This is a genomic window from Psychrobacter immobilis (genome assembly GCF_904846185.1).
GTDB classification, from domain to species: Bacteria; Pseudomonadota; Gammaproteobacteria; order Pseudomonadales; family Moraxellaceae; genus Psychrobacter; species Psychrobacter immobilis_B.
On record NZ_CAJGZQ010000014.1, the window covers coordinates 25,845 to 42,429 of the forward strand.

A 16,585-nucleotide genomic window follows, 5' to 3' on the forward strand; every position below is an offset into this window, starting at 1 on the left:
GAGTATCTATTTTGATTGCAACTCTAGCTCATTACATTGATTTAATTGCTAAGATAGTCGAGGTCATTGGCGTACTTATTATGTTTTTTGGATTGTTTTTTGCTTTTTATCGAGGGATTCGCCTAACCAGTGGTTTTAATCACGAGACCTATATCGAAATCAGACAAACCGTCGGTAAATCTATTTTGTTAGGATTAGAAGTCCTCATCGCCGCTGATATTATGGCGACTGTCGTCACAGAACCGACGTTACGCAGCGTCCTAGTACTAGGTTTTATCGTACTCATTCGGACTTTTTTGAGCTTGTCACTACAAGTAGAATTAGAAGGCAAATTTCCTTGGCAAAAAGAAAATACAGTGCTCAAAAAAGAACCACATACCGCTAAAGTGGACGAGCTTTAAAGCTTTTTTTGTCATTTAACAAACGCTTAGCATGAGCCGTTTGCTCACTTACTATTCGTGCGCCTGCAAAAAATCTTCGACCACGCGAAACTGTCCAGCGGTACTTTCTTCGCCATACATCGCTTGGCGAAAAGCATTAGAATTAGGAATGCCTGTGGTATACCAAGCAATGTGCTTGCGAGCGATACGGCAGCCAGAGTACTCACCATAAAAGTCATATAGCTCTTGCAAATGCGCCAGTACGATCTCTTTTATCTCACTGACGCTCGGTGCGTCCAAACTATCGCCAGTGCGTAAGAAGTGCTCGATATCACGGAATATCCACGGTTGTCCTTGAGCAGCACGCCCAATCATCACCGCGTCACAGCCTGTCAACTCATAGACACGCTGGGCTTTTTGCGCGCTATCGATATCGCCATTGGCAATGACGGGAATATTGATGCTTTCTTTAACTTCGCGTATCAGCTCATAACGCGCCTCGCCAGTGTACATATCCTCGCGCGTGCGTCCGTGAATGGCAATCGCCGCAATACCTGCTTGCTCAGCACGCTTCGCCACACGCAAGATATTCTCACGACCATTTTCATAACCCAATCGCGTTTTTAAGGTCACGGGGGCATTTACGCTATTTACCGCCGCATCTAACAAGCGCGCAACCAAATCTTCGTCTTGCAATAGTGCAGAACCCGCCAGCCTGCGGCAAACTTTTTTGGCAGGGCAGCCCATATTGATATCAATAATTTGCGCGCCATTATCAATCTGATAACGTGCCGCCTCTGCCAATTTATCAGGCTCAGCCCCTGCAATTTGCGCTGATATAGGCGCAATTTCATTGTCAAAATTGGCACGATACAAGGACTTTTTGCGCGCGTAAAGCGCCGTGTCAGCGATAATCATTTCACTCACCGCATGACCGGCACCAAAGGATTTACACAATCGCCGAAAAGGATTGTCCGTCACGCCCGCCATAGGAGCAACCATGAGGCGGTTTTCAATCGTCAAGCCACCAATGACCAATGGCTGCAATAAAGGATGATCAGATACTGGTAAAGACGACGGTAAATCAGGAGAATCAGTAGACATAAAAAGCGGCTTGCCATTAATTAAAATAAGATAATAAAAACAAGCCGTTATTCTAAGGAATCGCACACATATTGCAAGCTATTAACGTGAATAACTTGCATTAAGAAACACGACTTTTTCAACAGTACACCCTTACTTATCAAACACACTGCCCTGCTCTAGTGTGATGTCCTCATCATGCTCCTGCATACGCCACGGCAAACTATCTGGCGACACATTTAAGAAGTGTAGATATTTTTCGAACTGATCAATAATATCGTTAATCACCGACTCTGATTGATAGCCATATAAATCATAGGTTTGGCCGCCACGACGCAAATATACCTCAGCACGATGATGGTGCTCTTGTGGTAATTCATTGGCCATATCTTCGGTATAATAATCAGGAATTTCATGCTCTGACAAACGAACTTCATACCAGAACTCTACATTATCACCGCGTCTCAATTCCAATACAGCACGGTTATTGACCTCATCATAGTTTACATCAGGCAACCAGCCTGTTTCGGCAAACTTCTCTGCCACCTCATGCATCGATGATAAAACCGTACCTTTGATATAACCCAGCACTTTTTCGCGCGTTGGTTGATTGGTGATATAGTCAATACGATCACGCCATGCGTCAAGCTTAAGTAGATGTGGCGGCAGATGGTTGTCATTGGCTAGGCTTTGATTGCGATGTCCTTCAATACGTAGTGCACGCCACATACCAAATGTCGAAATTAATATAATGATTGCAAACGGTAAAGCACTAACGATAGCCGCTGTTTGTAGTGCACTTAGACCGCCTGCGATAAGTAGAACCGCTGCGACCGCCCCTTCAGTTACCACCCAAAACGAGCGCTGCCACCAAGGCGTATCACTACGTCCACCCGCAGCGAGCGAGTCAATCACTAATGACCCTGAATCCGATGACGTCACAAAAAAAGTAATAATTAACAGTACTGTCAATGATGAGACAATCTGCGTGAATGGTAAATTCTCTAGCAATTTAAATAACGCAATTGCTTGGTTGTTTTGCACTTCGCTAATCAGCGCGTCGTAACCATCGACCATAATCATATGCAGTGCCGTATCGCCAAACACCGAAAACCAAAAGAAGGTAAATAGCGTTGGTACTAACATGACGCCCAATACAAACTCACGAATGGTGCGACCGCGACTGATTTTGGCAATGAACAGACCCACAAAAGGCGCCCAAGCAATCGTCCATGCAAAAATAAATAGTGTCCAACTACCGATCCAATCACTCGATTGATACGCTTGCAAGCTAAAGGTACGCTCAACGATATTGCCCAGATAGCTGCCCGTGTTTTCCATAAAAGCATTGAGAATAAAGATCGACGGACCAACGATAAAGACAAATAACATGAGTGCCGTTGCCAATACCATGTTTAAAATAGACAAGCGCTTGACGCCTTTATCCATACCTGCCAACACAGATACCAAGGCAGCTGCTGTTACTAAGGCAATGATAATAACCTGCACGGTCGTATTAACTGGCACCATCTCTGGTAGCAAATAATTTAGACCTGCGTTAATTTGCGCCACCGATAGACCCAAGCTGGTGGCGATACCGAACATCGTGCCCACGATCGCAAACACATCAACAGTATGTCCGATAGGGCCATAGATTTTGTCACCGATTAATGGATATAGCGTTGAGCGTACCGACAATGGCAAGCCATGACGAAAAGAGAAATACGCCAGCGACAAACCTACTACGCCATAAATCGCCCAAATATGAAAACCCCAATGAAAATAGGCAATTTGCATGGCTTCTTTAGCAGCTTCAATCGTCTGCGGCGTGGAAAGTGGCGGACTGGCAAAATGCAATACAGGCTCTGCTACGCCATAAAACAATAGCGCGATACCGTAGCCTGCGGAAAAAAGCATGGCGAACCATTCCAGAAACTTATACTCAGCCTCCGCATGGTCAGGGCCCAATTTAATACTGCCATAAGGCGAAAATGCCAAGGCGATAATAAACATCAAAAATATGGCGACTGCCAACATATAAAACCAGCCGAAAGTGTCGGTGGTAAATGCCAGCACTTTGCTGAACAGCTCGCCAGCAGCGTCAGGGTTGATGGCTGTGCCGATCACCAATAACAGCATAATCGCTGCTGCCGGCAAAAAAACCGGCAACAAAATAGTGGAGCGAGGTAATTTACTCATAGAAAGTGATATCCCCAAAAAGTAGCAATGAAAAATAATCTTCGATATCAAGATTAATAATCAGAAGGAGCAGTGCCTTTTTTATAAAAAGTGACTCACAAAGGCGAAAATGCATCAGTTATTATTAAACAAATACAATTTTTATCACACTATGCTCAAAAACCCCAGACAAGCGCCCAACTTGTAACATGACTTTAACGATTGTTACATGACTATTACCAAGTAATAAAAAAGGCCGCTTGTTAGCGACCTTTTTATTTTATTCTGGAACAATTTACGTTTTGCTTGTTAATTCGACAGCCATCTCGTTTTTTTATTACTAAACAGTAATGGTGGCAGCAAGTTGCTTAGCCGTTTCAGCCAGTTCTGTGTGATCAGCTTGGGTCACTGCATGTCGACCGAGCTCATGAATACTCGATGGAATGAGATGCACGTGATAATGAAAAACGGTTTGACCCGCCTCGCTACCATTTAATTGCATCTGAATAATGCCTTCACGCGCAAATACTTGACGCTGTGCTTGCATGACTTTTTTAGCGGTCATTAACACCGCGGCGGCATACTCTGGTTCAAGATCCGCCAAATCAACGGCTTTTTGCTTAGGAATCACCAGCACATGCCCCTCTGCTTGTGGCATGATATCCATAAAGGCAAGGGTTTTATCATCTTCATAGACTTTGTGATAGGGAATGTCACCGTTTAGCATTTTGGCAAAGATATTGTTATCGTCATACGCGGCTTGCTCATTGGCTTGGGTCATTATTTTTTCCTTTACTTATTTGATTATTGGTTGCTCGACAGCTTTTAGAAGGGATGGAATAGCCTGTAATATAGTGGACGAAATGTCGTTTAAGCACAAGTTGCGATAGCACTCGTTATTAAAAATTAGCAATACATAAGCTAATCGCGGTAGCTCACCAATTTGGTTGGCGAGTTAGGCGCTTTAAATGTTATATTAACCCTCTACTTTAACAACACTACGTTTATGGATTCGTCTATTTTGCCGACTCAATCAAATATGAGTAACATTTATACAGAACCTGCTCAAGCAGCGCAAACGTCTGTCACAGCTGGCTCTGTATTCAATAATGAAAAACAACCAAGCAGCGCTGAGACTGAAAATGAGACTCAAGCCCCCACTCAAAGCATTGAACCTAACGCGCTCATTCTGGCCGAAGCACTAAGCGACAAGACGATTGGTTGGAAAATACACAATTGCAAAATCACTAAAAAGACGGTCACACAGGATTTACCACTACCGTTCTTATATCATTACGACAGTTTAAATGATGCGATTAAGCAAGCGAATCCGCTCACACCCGCCCTCCTGTCACAGTTCAATACGCCCATGAGCGCTCATGAAGCAGCCAAGCTGATTGGTATTAACGAAGCACTAATAAGCAGCCCTTGGCATGTCAAAATCATCGGGTCATTGGTAGTGTTTAGCGAAGCGCTGCAGTTAGCCGTACGCTTGCATTGGACCAATACGGGCAAAGACACCCAACAACTTTATACCCAGAATGAAGCAGACGCTATTACAGCCGCTTTTAAAGATTGGCAGTTTTTTGGTCGTATCGATGTACTCTACAAAAATAATAAGCAAACCTTAATCAGTATAGATGAACAAGCTGAAGGTAATGAGCAACTACTTCGTATTGAAGCAAACGCTGATTATCAATGCTTGCCAGCGACTCATGCGTTAGTGGTTATCGCTAAATTGGAAGCGGACAAAACAGAGCTACCTTGGTTTGAGGCGGCGATAGTAGAGCGCGTCGAATAACACCTTATCTTCCAAATACTTACGATGTTATGACTACTATTGACTTGGCATTATCAATGAGTAGTTTTCAGTGACTCATATCTAATGGTATGGTAACGACCTAGTATTATTCACTAGTCCTCGCATTTTATAAAAAGCACACTATCAATATTAAAATTGAGGGTGCACATTTTCACAAACCTCGCCTATTTGTAAGGAATATCACATGGATTATCGCTCAAAAACCTCTACTGGCGGCCGTAATATGGCAGGCGCGCGCGCATTATGGCGTGCGACTGGCATGACCGATGGCGACTTTGGTAAACCAATCATTGCGATTGCCAACTCGTTTACCCAGTTCGTACCCGGCCATGTGCATCTAAAAGACTTGGGGCAACTGGTCGCACGTGAGATTGAACAAGCAGGCGGCGTGGCTAAAGAGTTCAATACCATTGCGGTCGATGATGGTATTGCCATGGGTCATAGCGGTATGTTGTACTCACTGCCAAGTCGCGATTTGATTGCCGACTCTGTAGAATACATGGTCAATGCCCATTGCGCAGATGCCTTAGTTTGTATCTCCAACTGCGATAAAATAACGCCGGGTATGTTGATGGCAGCCATGCGCCTAAATATTCCAGTAGTGTTTATTTCAGGTGGCCCAATGGAAGCGGGCAAGATTTTAGCCAGTACAGTTGGTAAGAGCCATAATACCGATGGTAGTGACAGTAGTGCCATTCGTAAGCTTGATCTTGTTGATGCGATGATGGATGCCGCTGACGACAGCATTAGTGATGCAGATGTAGCCGCTATCGAAGCCTCAGCCTGCCCAACTTGTGGTTCATGCTCTGGTATGTTTACTGCTAACTCAATGAACTGCTTGACCGAAGCGTTGGGCTTAGCACTACCAGGTAATGGCTCACTACTAGCGACTCACTCGCTGCGTCGCGAGTTGTTTTTAGAAGCGGGTCGTACCATTGTATCGCTTGCCAAACGCCGTTATGAACAAGATGACGATTCAGTATTGCCACGCTCAATTGCTAGCAAAGCAGCTTTTGAAAACGCGATGACCTTAGATATCGCCATGGGCGGCTCAACCAATACTATTTTGCATCTGTTAGCGGCTGCCAACGAAGCAGAAGTCGATTTCAAAATGTCAGATATCGATCGTCTAAGCCGCGGTGTACCTTGCCTTGCAAAAGTCGCCCCTGCCTCGCAGAAATACCATATGGAAGATGTGCATCGTGCTGGCGGTGTCTTTGCGTTATTGGCCGAGCTTGATCGTGCTGGGTTACTGAAGACTGACGTACCGACCATCCATAGTCCAACGATGAAAGCCGCGATTGATAAGTGGGATATCATGAACCCTGATAATCAAGAGGCTCGCGCACGCTTCCTTGCAGCACCGGGTGGCATACGTACCACTGAGGCATTTTCACAATCAAAAGAATGGTCGAACCTCGACGTCAATCGCGAGTCAGGTTGTATCCGTAGTGCCCAACATGCCTATTCTACAGATGGTGGATTGGCCGTATTGTATGGCAATATCGCTGAGCGTGGCTGTGTAGTCAAAACCGCAGGTGTGGATGACAGCATTCTAGTATTTACTGGACGCGCGCGCCTATTTGAGTCACAAGATGATGCTGTCGCTGCGGTATTGGCTGATGAGATCGTGGCAGGTGATGTGGTCATTATCCGCTATGAAGGCCCTAAAGGTGGCCCTGGCATGCAAGAGATGCTATATCCGACCACTTACCTTAAGTCTAAAGGCTTGGGTAAAGAATGCGCCCTACTCACTGATGGTCGTTTCTCGGGTGGAACATCAGGTTTATCCATTGGTCATGCAAGCCCAGAAGCAGCGGAAGGTGGCGCCATTGGCTTGGTTGAAGAAGGCGATACCATCCATATCGACATTCCTAATCGTACGATCAACATGCAAGTCAGTGATGCCGATTTGGCCACTCGCCGCGAGGCGATGGAAGCTCGTGGCCGCGATGCGTGGAAGCCTATAAGCCGTGACCGTCATGTGACCCCTGCGCTACGTGCCTATGCTGCTATGACTACCAGTGCCGATACTGGTGCGGTACGTGACGTGAGTCAAGTTGAGCGTTAAGCCTTCAATTATTAATCGTTAAAGTATATTGGTAAAAATCTATTAAGCCTGCGCTATGCAGGCTTTTTTTTCACCAAAAAACAACGCATATGTCGTTTTGATAACGATTTTTTGCGGTAATCATTATTTTTTAGCGTCATTATAATGGACTAGTAAATATGACCTCACTCTAACTTTTTAAGATAAACATAACAGCGTGCACCTACCTTATGATTGAAAACTACAATTTATTTTTATTGGTCTGCGGTATCGCTTTTTTACTGGGGGCGTTATTCCCCATTATATTTAAGCGCACGCCTATCTCTTTGCCTATGTTGCAGGTCAGCTTTGGGCTGCTGATGGGGTACTGGTGGACGACCTTATCATTTTTAGACCCTATGAATAACGGCTTAATTATCGAAAAATTAACCGAAATTGTGGTGCTCGTATCCTTGGTTGGTGCTGGTATCAAAATTGATACGAAGCTGTCTTGGCAATTGTGGCGACCGACCGTGCGTCTGTTGCTTATTACCATGCCGATTGGCATCTTTGCGATGGCGGTGCTAGGCTACTATGCATTTGGTCTCAGTCTGGGAGCCGCTATATTGCTGGGCGCAGTACTGGCTCCAACCGATCCTGTATTGGCTTCTAGTATTCAAGTAGGGCCACCCAATACAGGTCGCGAAGACACACCTCGCTTTACATTAACGTCAGAAGCAGGATTGAATGACGGACTGGCTTTCCCATTTGTTTATTTGGCCATAAAAATAGCGGAAGCCTTTAGCCAAGGCAATTCCTTTACCCTCGAGATGCTCTGGTCATGGTTCACTCATGATGTCTTATGGAAAATTGGTGCTGGGCTGGTGGTGGGAATTGTCGTTGGTAAAATTATGGCCAAGCTGGTATTTTCAAAATACAGCCAAAACACCACTATTTCTCAAGGCTATGTGGTCATTGCACTAACGTTAGTGGCTTATGGACTTGCCGAATTTGTACATAGTTATGGCTTTATCGCCGTGTTTATCGCGGCATTTGCCTTTCGCCGCTCAGAGCATGAGCACAGCTATCACCACAAGCTCCATGATTTTGCAGAACAATCAGAAGGCTTACTCATGTCTCTAGTGCTGGTCACTTTCGGCATGTTTCTTGGTCAAGGATTGCAGTCGGGTGTTGAGCTGACATGGCGTGTTTACATCGTCAGCTTCACCTTCCTCTTGTTGATACGTCCCATTGGTGGGTTTATTGCTTTATCAGGACTAAACATGCCACACACTGAAAAATATGCCATTTCTGCTTTGGGCATCCGTGGCATTGGTACGCTATATTATTTATCTTATGCACTCAACCAAGGTTTTTTCGGTGATGAAGATGCGCTTAAGCTATGGGTTGTCTGTTCGATTGTCATTTTGGCGTCAATCTTTATTCATGGTCTTAGCGCCACAAGGTTGCTTAAAATGACGCCGAATAAATCACATTAACCATACTCATAGAGCTATCTAGCGTTTTGAAAGCTCCGAATCGATTAAGTTAAGTACCGCTTCCGTTAGTGCAAACTGACGGACATCATTCAGCATCGTGGTGTCAAAATTATGGATAAAGGCAAATGACAACTGACGCTCTGGGTCACACCAAGCCACCGAACCGTTATAGCCCATATGCCCAAACCCTTGCTTGTTTGCATCAACTTTTTCATTGTCTATATGCTGACAAAGACTAAATAGCCGATGATAACCCAAGCGCCAATCCATGTTTGCTGGCATGACGGCATCTATCCCTGTGACTTGTGGTTTGGATAGTTGCTCAAAAGTGGCGCTATTAATAAACGTGTGTCCTTGCCATGTTCCGCCGTTGGCTAACATGGCATAGATGGTGGCCAATGCCTGAGCTGAAGCGACACCATTTGCTGCTGGAATAATCGCCTGTAGTGTCTCACGACTGTGATAATCGATTGCTTGTTTGCCAGCAGGTATGAGTGCCGCCTTATAGTTTTTTAGATTAAGCTGACTGGTATTGAAGTACAAACTATTAATATGAGCCGTGTCTAGTATCGGTAAAGTGTTCTGCTCATCATCTGAACTTAGGTCTGCCGCTTGTATATCAACTAAGGCTAGCTGCTGCCAGCAAGCATAACTAGGCAAATTGGCATAAGTACGTAAAGTACTTTGTGAGTCGGCTTTTAGCGTTGGTTTATGACGTTTATTACGCAGTTGTGAGCCAGCCTCATTTGATACTTCGAAGTCTTTGGCCAGTCTTACGACTTGATTGACTTTATTTTCTGGTACACCAAAATAGCAACTATCGGCAATACCTAAAGGCTCAGTGAGATAATGGCGCAATGCCTCAGCTAAAGACATTTCCGTAACGGCTTCTATCAGACCGCCCAACACCCAACCATAGACCAGAGCACTATAAGCGCTGTCATATAGCTCGCCATGGTCTGGTGCTGTGATTGGCATGGCAGCAACTTTATTGAGCATTTGATCCCAATCAAGTAAAGTTTCGCTATCCGCATCGATACTCTGAATTGAGAATAAGTTGGCTTGATGCGACATCACGCTACGTAGCGTAATATTCCCTTTATTCTGTGCAGAAAATGCAGGCCAATAATGGGCAATAGGTTGGTCATAATCAAGCATCTGCTGCGAAACCAATATATGTACGAGCGTCGCCAATACACCTTTACCCGTCGAAAAGTTAATCGCCAAAGTATCAGGCTGCCACGGCATCTCTGGACGTGCCATCCCCACACTCGCCTGTGCAATGCATTCTCCTGCCTGACAAACAACCACGGCACCACCAGCTGGTGCATCATCAAGCTGTAAGTCGGTGAGTATTTGCTGCAAGCGTTGTTGCAACGTTATATTTATCTGATGATCAAAAATCTGCGTGGCTTTATTATTATTGTCAATCATGGCTACCCTGCTCCATTTCTATAAAACAGCTAAACGGTAAAAAACTATTTAGCCCCTAATATTAAGTGTTCATATGATAAAAAATACATTATTTGCTAAGGCGTAACTGTTCAATATCTCAATATTAGCAATTTATCTTTTCGTTTGCTTAGAGCATGTCCTCAATTCAATCGATTACTTTCTAAACGGGCTAAAAATAGCTAAATTTTGCCAAACATCGTCAAATAGCTTCTTAATATCTCGATATTATATGCGCTACTTTCCTTGTTTGACGCCAATTTATCTCATTTTTATCACCATTTTAAAATGAGGACACGCCCTAGAACTTTTATCCTCATTTTTAAAATAACAACGCGCCTTAATAAAAAAGGCAACCTAGTGGTCGCCTCTCTGTCATTCAACACTTCTCAATAATACGTTGTCATCTTTATGTCTTAGCGCGGTACCAACAGACGATTATGAACTTCTTGCTCAAGCTTCGTTAATCCATGACTGCGCCCACGTTCCATAGCGGTGTCCATTTTACGTCCACGTAGCCATCCTGCGCGTAGCGCCATTGCGGCACCCACTCTATTGCCTGAGCCACAATGCACTGCTGTTTTTTTGCCATGATGTTGACGCAATATGTTATCAAATGCCAATATATTAAGCTGCTTTAAGTCTGCAGCACCATTAATAGGCAGATGCTCATAGTGCATGCCAGCTCGCTCGACCGCGGCGGCTTCATCAAAGCTCAATTCATCATCTGGCTGTAAGTTAATCACTAACTCAACCCCAGCTTTCGCTAAGGCAACCACTTTTTCGTCATTGAGTGCACCGCATACAATAGTAGTGTCATCAGGACGAAAATAAGGCTCAAGAATAGTACTAAGATCAACATCATTGTCTAAAACGCTATTGCCAGCATTCGATACTGTGTCAATAGCTACTGAATGATTCAGTTGATCTGGGTTTGGTACGGCGGTATGTGAAGTCATAATTATAAATTTGTTCGTTATATTTACTATGGTCAATTCCAGTTAAAATAAGTACAAAGCAACCGCGTGTCGATGTATAAGCAATACTTCAAGCGAGGTTAACGCTATTACTTTTCTATCACGAATCGACCATATTGAGATATTTTTTAGTTAAATGACAGTCGTTCTACTGGCTTTTACTCATTGCCACTCTGTAATTTAACCGTACCTGCCAAATGCGGCTTGTCATTTTTAGAACTAAATAAGCCAAACTCACAGGTATCGTCTGTGTCTTCAAGTACAGCCACCGGATCAGCGATAAGCTCTACTTCGGCTGGTAAAAAGATAGGCAGTTTAAATGACACATCAACCGTACACGCATCTGGCAACTCGTCCATCATAGCAAGGCATTTGGCCTTTGACCACATGCCGTGAGCAATCGCTTTAGGAAAGCCAAACGCACGCGCAGATAATGGATGAAGATGAATGAGGTTAAAGTCACCTGAAACAAAAGCATAACGACGACCGATATCTTCTGGCACTTCAAAGATACTATGCACGCCTTCTGGGTTGACTAATGGCTTGACCGTTATTGGACGTGGAGTGCTTTTTTTGTCTTTGCTGCTGATGGGTTTTTTGCTGCGTGACAGATACGTCGAAGTACCTTCCCAAATCACCTTATCTTCTGACTTGACCGTCGTCACAAAATCAAACTGCTGACCCTGAGCATGGTCACGCAAATTATCAAAGGTGACTGACATAGCAACCGTTTCACGCTCACCGATAGGACGATACTGAGTCACACTATTATCGACGTGCACTAGACCCAACATAGCAAATGGAAATGGCTCTTTAACCATCATATTCATCTGCAGCGTTTGAGACAGCACTGAGAAGTAAGTAATGGGTACTTTGCCATTATCTGCAAAACCACAAATTTTACGATAATCGTTTAAGTTACTTTGGTCAATGTGCAAATCGTCCACATAGTAAGTCGCCTGCGGCAATTGGTCTTTACTGATTTTGCCGTTATTACCAATAGGCAATAAACTTTTAACGATATTGGCATAGGTCGTATGCGCTTTCGGCAACGCATCATAATGTTTGTCTGACATAATAAATCCTAAGTGGGGCTTGAGCAAATTTTCTTGGTGTATCTAAAGATGCTATGACATTATTGGTTACAGCCTATCATTGAGCAATGCCACCAGTATTATGCCTAAATTAGGCACAATTCATAGGCGTGGTTTTAGACAATGTAAGCAACTCTCACAGCAAAAAACAATTTGGCTACTGGTTCTCTGTGTTTTTATCATAAAAAAGCCACCCTTGGGCAGCTTTATTACGATTTATGAGCAATTTTTTCGTAAGCATATGTGAGGAAAATTAAAAATACTGATTAATATCAACCATTTATTATCATCTAAATCATCACTTATACTTACTTATAATTGACACTTACTTATAAAGTAATATTAAGCACCCAATAAGCTTTGACCACAAACGCGAACGATGTTGCCATTTAAGCCACCAGAAGCAGGTGATGCAAACCATGCGATGGTCTCAGCCACGTCTACTGGCAAGCCGCCTTGGCTCATAGAGTTCATACGGCGACCCGCTTCACGAATAGCAAATGGAATAGCTTCGGTCATTTGCGTTTCAATAAACCCTGGAGCAACGGCGTTGATTGTCATGCCTTTGGCGTTGTCTTCTAACTGCTTGGCAGTGGCATTCACCAAACCAATTACCCCTGCTTTAGAGGTGGCATAGTTGGTTTGACCCAAGTTGCCAGCGATACCTGAAATCGATGACACACAAACGATACGTGCATTGTCTTTTAATACATCGTTGTCTAGTAAATAGCGGTTCAGCCTAGCAATACTACCTAGGTTAATATTAATAACCATGTCCCACTTTTTCTCGTCCATGTTTGCCAATGTCTTATCACGAGTGACGCCAGCATTATGGATGATTGAATCTAAGCCGCCACGCTTTTGTGCAGCTTCGGCGATTTGTTTGCCAGCGTCATCACTGGTGATGTCGACGGTCAATACTGAGCCACTAATTTCGCTAGCGACTTTTTGTAGGTCTGCTTGCTGCTGCGGTACATCAAGGCAGATAACGTGAGCGCCTTCGCGAGCCAATACACGAGCGATTGCTTCACCAATACCGCGACTTGCGCCAGTTACCAGCATGGTTTTGCCGCCAAGAGGCTGTGTCCAATCGACATCAACATTACTGCCTTTACTAACGCGTACGACTTGTCCTGAGACATAAGCTGAACGAGCAGAGGTGAAAAAGCGTAAAGTTGAATCTAGGTTTTGCTCTGCGCCGTCTTCCACATAAATAAGCTGTGCAGTAATACCGCGTTTGAACTCTTTACCGACAGACTTCACAAAGCCTTCAAGCGCACGCTGAGCCAAAGCTGTATCAATGTCAGTGATATTTTCTGGTGGGCGGCCAATGATAATGACGCGACCAGACTTTTCTACACGACGAGCCACAGTATGGAAGAACTCATACACTTCTTTTAATTGATCGGCATTGCTAATATTGCTGGCATCAAACAACAAAACTTTAAATTTATCATCACCGCCAGTATTGGCTTTTGCTTCCACGCCTGCATCAGCAAGGGCATCTTTGATATCATCACTGCTGTTTACATAAACATCAGCATGTACGTCTGACAAAATTCGCGCCACAGACTCACTGACGCTTTTATCATCGCCATTAGCACGACCAACCAATACGCTACCACGTACTAAAGGCTCACCGCTTTCGAAGCGATCAAGGGTAACAGGTAACGGTAAACCCAAATTTTTGGCCACTTTTTTGCCAATAGAAGACTGAACAAAATCACCATAACGGTCTGACATAATATAATCCCTATAACGAACGGTTAGAATAATAGTAATAAATGTAATGTGCCTATTATATAGACTCAATAACCTCATAATTATTGATATTTAGTAAATGAGTCTAAAGCTGGCCTAACTATACACTGCCATCTTAAACAAGTCCAAAAACCGATAATGTCTACAACAATCTGTAAACAACTCAGTATACAAGACGGTCACTTTTTCTGGATTTAAAAATCACCACATTGTGCTAAAATCAGACCTATAAGTTATAGCAAATGCAATTATCGATAACAATATATTATCAAATCTATCGTTATGCAATGCCAATAATCGATACTAGCCAGTCTACGAAAGTCATATTGATGTCTTTCAAAGCTGATACCGACCTTAGATAAGCGTCACATAGTTTGCCAAAGATATACAGTAAGGTCGTAAAAACGTCTTATCATAAACAGTTATGCTGCGTAATAAGTGATAATATTTGCTTCTTGTTTATTTTCGATTATTGAATTATTTAATGTAATCATTTTTATTATTAGTTTTACTATTGTTACCCTCTTTTCTTCTGCCCATATTTTTTAAGGATAATATTATGAGTAATAAAAACAATCACCCTGATAGCCCTGTTGTTGAAAGCACAGTGGTAAAAGCCAGTGCGTCAAAATCTACTGATAATAAATCAGACAGCGCCAAAACAGAAACGGCTGTTAAAAAAGCTAAAAGCACGACAGCTACAGACACGTCTAATAAAGAGTCTTCTAGCACCACAGAAGCAAATGATAAATCACCAGCTTCTACTACGAAAAAGCCAGCATCTGCTGCCAAAAAAACCAGCAAAACCAAAGCCGTTGCTGGTCAAAATCGTGTGGCTATCTTAGGTGGCAACCGTATTCCGTTTGCACGCTCGAACGGTTCATACGCTGACGTTAGCAACACCGACATGTTGACAGCTGCATTAGATGGCTTGATTGAACGCTATAACCTACAAGACGAAGTGTTGGGTGAAGTGGTGTCTGGTGCCGTCATGAAACTAAGCCGTGACATCAACCTAACTCGCGAAGCCACGCTTAACACAGCGCTCAACCCACATACGCCAACTTATGATATCTCACAAGCTTGCGGTACTGGCTTGCAAGCGACTTTTGCTTCTGCCAATAAAATTGCACTTGGTCTTATCGATTCAGCGATTACTGGTGGCGTAGATACGACCTCTGATGCACCGATCGCGATTGGTGATGGTCTACGTAAAGTACTGATCAAACTGGGTGCGGCTAAAGACAACAAACAACGCCTAAAAGCGTTAATGGGGCTAAATCCAAAAGACTTAATCGATTCGCCACAAAACGGTGAACCACGCACTGGTCTATCAATGGGCGACCATCAAGCCATCACCACACTTGAGTGGAATATCAGCCGCGAAGCACAAGATGAGCTTGCTTTTAACAGTCATCAAAACCTAGCGCGCGCTTATGATGAAGGGTTCTTTGATGACCTTATTACTCCATACAAAGGTCTGACGCGCGATAACAACTTGCGCCCTGATACCACTTTGGAAAAACTGGCTAAATTAAAGCCTGTGTTTGGTAAAAAGAACGCCAACCCAACGATGACAGCAGCCAACTCTACACCGTTAACGGATGGTGCCTCTTGTGTCCTATTAGGAACCGATGAGTGGGCAAAAGAGCGTGGTCTTAAGCCATTGGCTTATATCGTTCATCAAGAAACGGCCGCCGTTGATTTCATTGGTAAATCTGGCACCACAGAAGGCCTATTAATGGCACCTGCTTATGCCGTACCGCGTATGCTTGAGCGTGCAGGTCTAACACTACAAGATTTCGATTTTTATGAAATCCATGAAGCCTTTGCATCACAAGTGTTATCAACACTAGCTGCTTGGGAAGATGAAAAATTCTGTGAAGAGCGTCTAGGACTAGATGCACCACTAGGCTCTATCGATCGTAGCAAGCTAAACGTTAATGGCTCGTCGTTAGCTGCGGGTCATCCATTTGCCGCAACGGGTGGTCGTATCCTAGCCACTGCAGCGAAGCTATTGGATCAAAAAGGCTCAGGTCGTGCACTAATTTCTATCTGTGCAGCTGGTGGTCAGGGCGTGACTTGTATCTTAGAGAAATAACTCTTTGACTGCTATTATTTGATTGGTATTATCAGTCAATAGTTAGCATGAATACTTTAAAGCACTCTTTAATCGATGGATTAGAGGGTGCTTTTTTATGCCCATTCACTACTCAAAACTGGATGTTAGTCATGGTCTGGCTAACAACACAATAATGAAACGTAGCCAACGCATAGCTCTATCGGTAGTTATGCTAAAGTAAGAGGATA

At 43.7% G+C, this 16,585-nt stretch carries 12 protein-coding genes; 5 read left to right on the forward strand and 7 right to left on the reverse strand.

What is annotated here, in order from left to right:
- Positions 1-11 precede the first annotated feature (11 nt).
- Positions 12-401, forward strand: coding sequence for a DUF1622 domain-containing protein (locus JMW94_RS08990; RefSeq protein ID WP_201604077.1), 390 nt, complete (start codon positions 12-14; stop codon positions 399-401).
- A gap of 51 nt (positions 402-452) precedes the next feature.
- On the opposite strand, the gene dusB is transcribed toward JMW94_RS08990, so the two are convergent.
- The 3 genes from dusB to JMW94_RS09005 all read right to left on the reverse strand — a co-directional run bounded on the left by dusB (position 453) and on the right by JMW94_RS09005 (position 4,422).
- Complete coding sequence (gene dusB / locus JMW94_RS08995) at positions 453-1,484, reverse strand: tRNA dihydrouridine synthase DusB (RefSeq protein WP_201604079.1); 1,032 nt, start codon at positions 1,482-1,484, stop codon at positions 453-455.
- Between the two features lie 132 nt (positions 1,485-1,616).
- Positions 1,617-3,662 carry a BCCT family transporter gene (locus JMW94_RS09000; RefSeq protein WP_201604081.1) on the reverse strand — a complete coding sequence of 682 codons (2,046 nt, stop codon included), beginning with the start codon at positions 3,660-3,662 and terminating at the stop codon, positions 1,617-1,619.
- 319 nt (positions 3,663-3,981) lie between these two features.
- Positions 3,982-4,422: an HIT family protein gene (locus JMW94_RS09005; protein ID WP_045452152.1), complete on the reverse strand. Its 441-nt coding sequence runs from the start codon at positions 4,420-4,422 to the stop codon at positions 3,982-3,984.
- A 258-nt stretch (positions 4,423-4,680) separates the two neighbouring features.
- On the opposite strand from JMW94_RS09005, the gene JMW94_RS09010 reads away from it, so the two are divergent.
- The 3 genes from JMW94_RS09010 to JMW94_RS09020 all read left to right on the forward strand — a co-directional run bounded on the left by JMW94_RS09010 (position 4,681) and on the right by JMW94_RS09020 (position 8,991).
- Entirely contained in the window at positions 4,681-5,442 is a 762-nt protein-coding gene (locus JMW94_RS09010; protein ID WP_227685472.1) for a hypothetical protein, read from the forward strand.
- A 205-nt stretch (positions 5,443-5,647) separates the two neighbouring features.
- Complete coding sequence (ilvD, locus tag JMW94_RS09015) at positions 5,648-7,534, forward strand: dihydroxy-acid dehydratase (RefSeq protein ID WP_201604083.1); 1,887 nt, start codon at positions 5,648-5,650, stop codon at positions 7,532-7,534.
- Positions 7,535-7,743: 209 nt separating this feature from the next.
- Positions 7,744-8,991 carry a cation:proton antiporter gene (locus tag JMW94_RS09020; RefSeq protein WP_201604085.1) on the forward strand — a complete coding sequence of 416 codons (1,248 nt, stop codon included), beginning with the start codon at positions 7,744-7,746 and terminating at the stop codon, positions 8,989-8,991.
- A gap of 18 nt (positions 8,992-9,009) precedes the next feature.
- On the opposite strand, the gene JMW94_RS09025 is transcribed toward JMW94_RS09020, so the two are convergent.
- From JMW94_RS09025 to JMW94_RS09040, 4 genes are all read right to left on the reverse strand, one after another.
- Positions 9,010-10,425 carry a serine hydrolase domain-containing protein gene (locus JMW94_RS09025; RefSeq protein WP_201604087.1) on the reverse strand — a complete coding sequence of 472 codons (1,416 nt, stop codon included), beginning with the start codon at positions 10,423-10,425 and terminating at the stop codon, positions 9,010-9,012.
- 434 nt (positions 10,426-10,859) lie between these two features.
- Positions 10,860-11,402, reverse strand: a complete 543-nt coding sequence (locus tag JMW94_RS09030) for a beta-lactamase hydrolase domain-containing protein (protein WP_201604089.1) — start codon at positions 11,400-11,402, stop codon at positions 10,860-10,862.
- A gap of 176 nt (positions 11,403-11,578) precedes the next feature.
- Positions 11,579-12,496: a MaoC family dehydratase gene (locus tag JMW94_RS09035; RefSeq protein ID WP_201604091.1), complete on the reverse strand. Its 918-nt coding sequence runs from the start codon at positions 12,494-12,496 to the stop codon at positions 11,579-11,581.
- A gap of 360 nt (positions 12,497-12,856) precedes the next feature.
- Entirely contained in the window at positions 12,857-14,257 is a 1,401-nt protein-coding gene (locus JMW94_RS09040; RefSeq protein WP_201501441.1) for a 3-oxoacyl-ACP reductase, read from the reverse strand.
- Positions 14,258-14,834: 577 nt separating this feature from the next.
- Here JMW94_RS09040 and JMW94_RS09045 point away from each other — a divergent pair.
- A complete protein-coding gene (locus JMW94_RS09045; protein WP_201604093.1) occupies positions 14,835-16,376 on the forward strand; it encodes an acetyl-CoA C-acetyltransferase in 1,542 nt (513 codons plus the stop codon).
- Positions 16,377-16,585: the final 209 nt, after the last annotated feature.

Excerpts from the sequence above, each read along its gene's own strand:
- dusB (WP_201604079.1), bottom strand. The coding sequence starts at position 1,484 with ATGTCTACTGATTCTCCTGATTTACCGTCGTCTTTACCAGTATCTGAT.
- JMW94_RS09000 (WP_201604081.1), bottom strand. The coding sequence starts at position 3,662 with ATGAGTAAATTACCTCGCTCCACTATTTTGTTGCCGGTTTTTTTGCCG.
- JMW94_RS09005 (WP_045452152.1), bottom strand. The coding sequence starts at position 4,422 with ATGACCCAAGCCAATGAGCAAGCCGCGTATGACGATAACAATATCTTT.
- JMW94_RS09010 (WP_227685472.1), top strand. The coding sequence starts at position 4,681 with ATGAGTAACATTTATACAGAACCTGCTCAAGCAGCGCAAACGTCTGTC.
- ilvD (WP_201604083.1), top strand. The coding sequence starts at position 5,648 with ATGGATTATCGCTCAAAAACCTCTACTGGCGGCCGTAATATGGCAGGC.
- JMW94_RS09020 (WP_201604085.1), top strand. The coding sequence starts at position 7,744 with ATGATTGAAAACTACAATTTATTTTTATTGGTCTGCGGTATCGCTTTT.
- JMW94_RS09025 (WP_201604087.1), bottom strand. The coding sequence starts at position 10,425 with ATGATTGACAATAATAATAAAGCCACGCAGATTTTTGATCATCAGATA.
- JMW94_RS09030 (WP_201604089.1), bottom strand. The coding sequence starts at position 11,402 with ATGACTTCACATACCGCCGTACCAAACCCAGATCAACTGAATCATTCA.
- JMW94_RS09035 (WP_201604091.1), bottom strand. The coding sequence starts at position 12,496 with ATGTCAGACAAACATTATGATGCGTTGCCGAAAGCGCATACGACCTAT.
- JMW94_RS09040 (WP_201501441.1), bottom strand. The coding sequence starts at position 14,257 with ATGTCAGACCGTTATGGTGATTTTGTTCAGTCTTCTATTGGCAAAAAA.
- JMW94_RS09045 (WP_201604093.1), top strand. The coding sequence starts at position 14,835 with ATGAGTAATAAAAACAATCACCCTGATAGCCCTGTTGTTGAAAGCACA.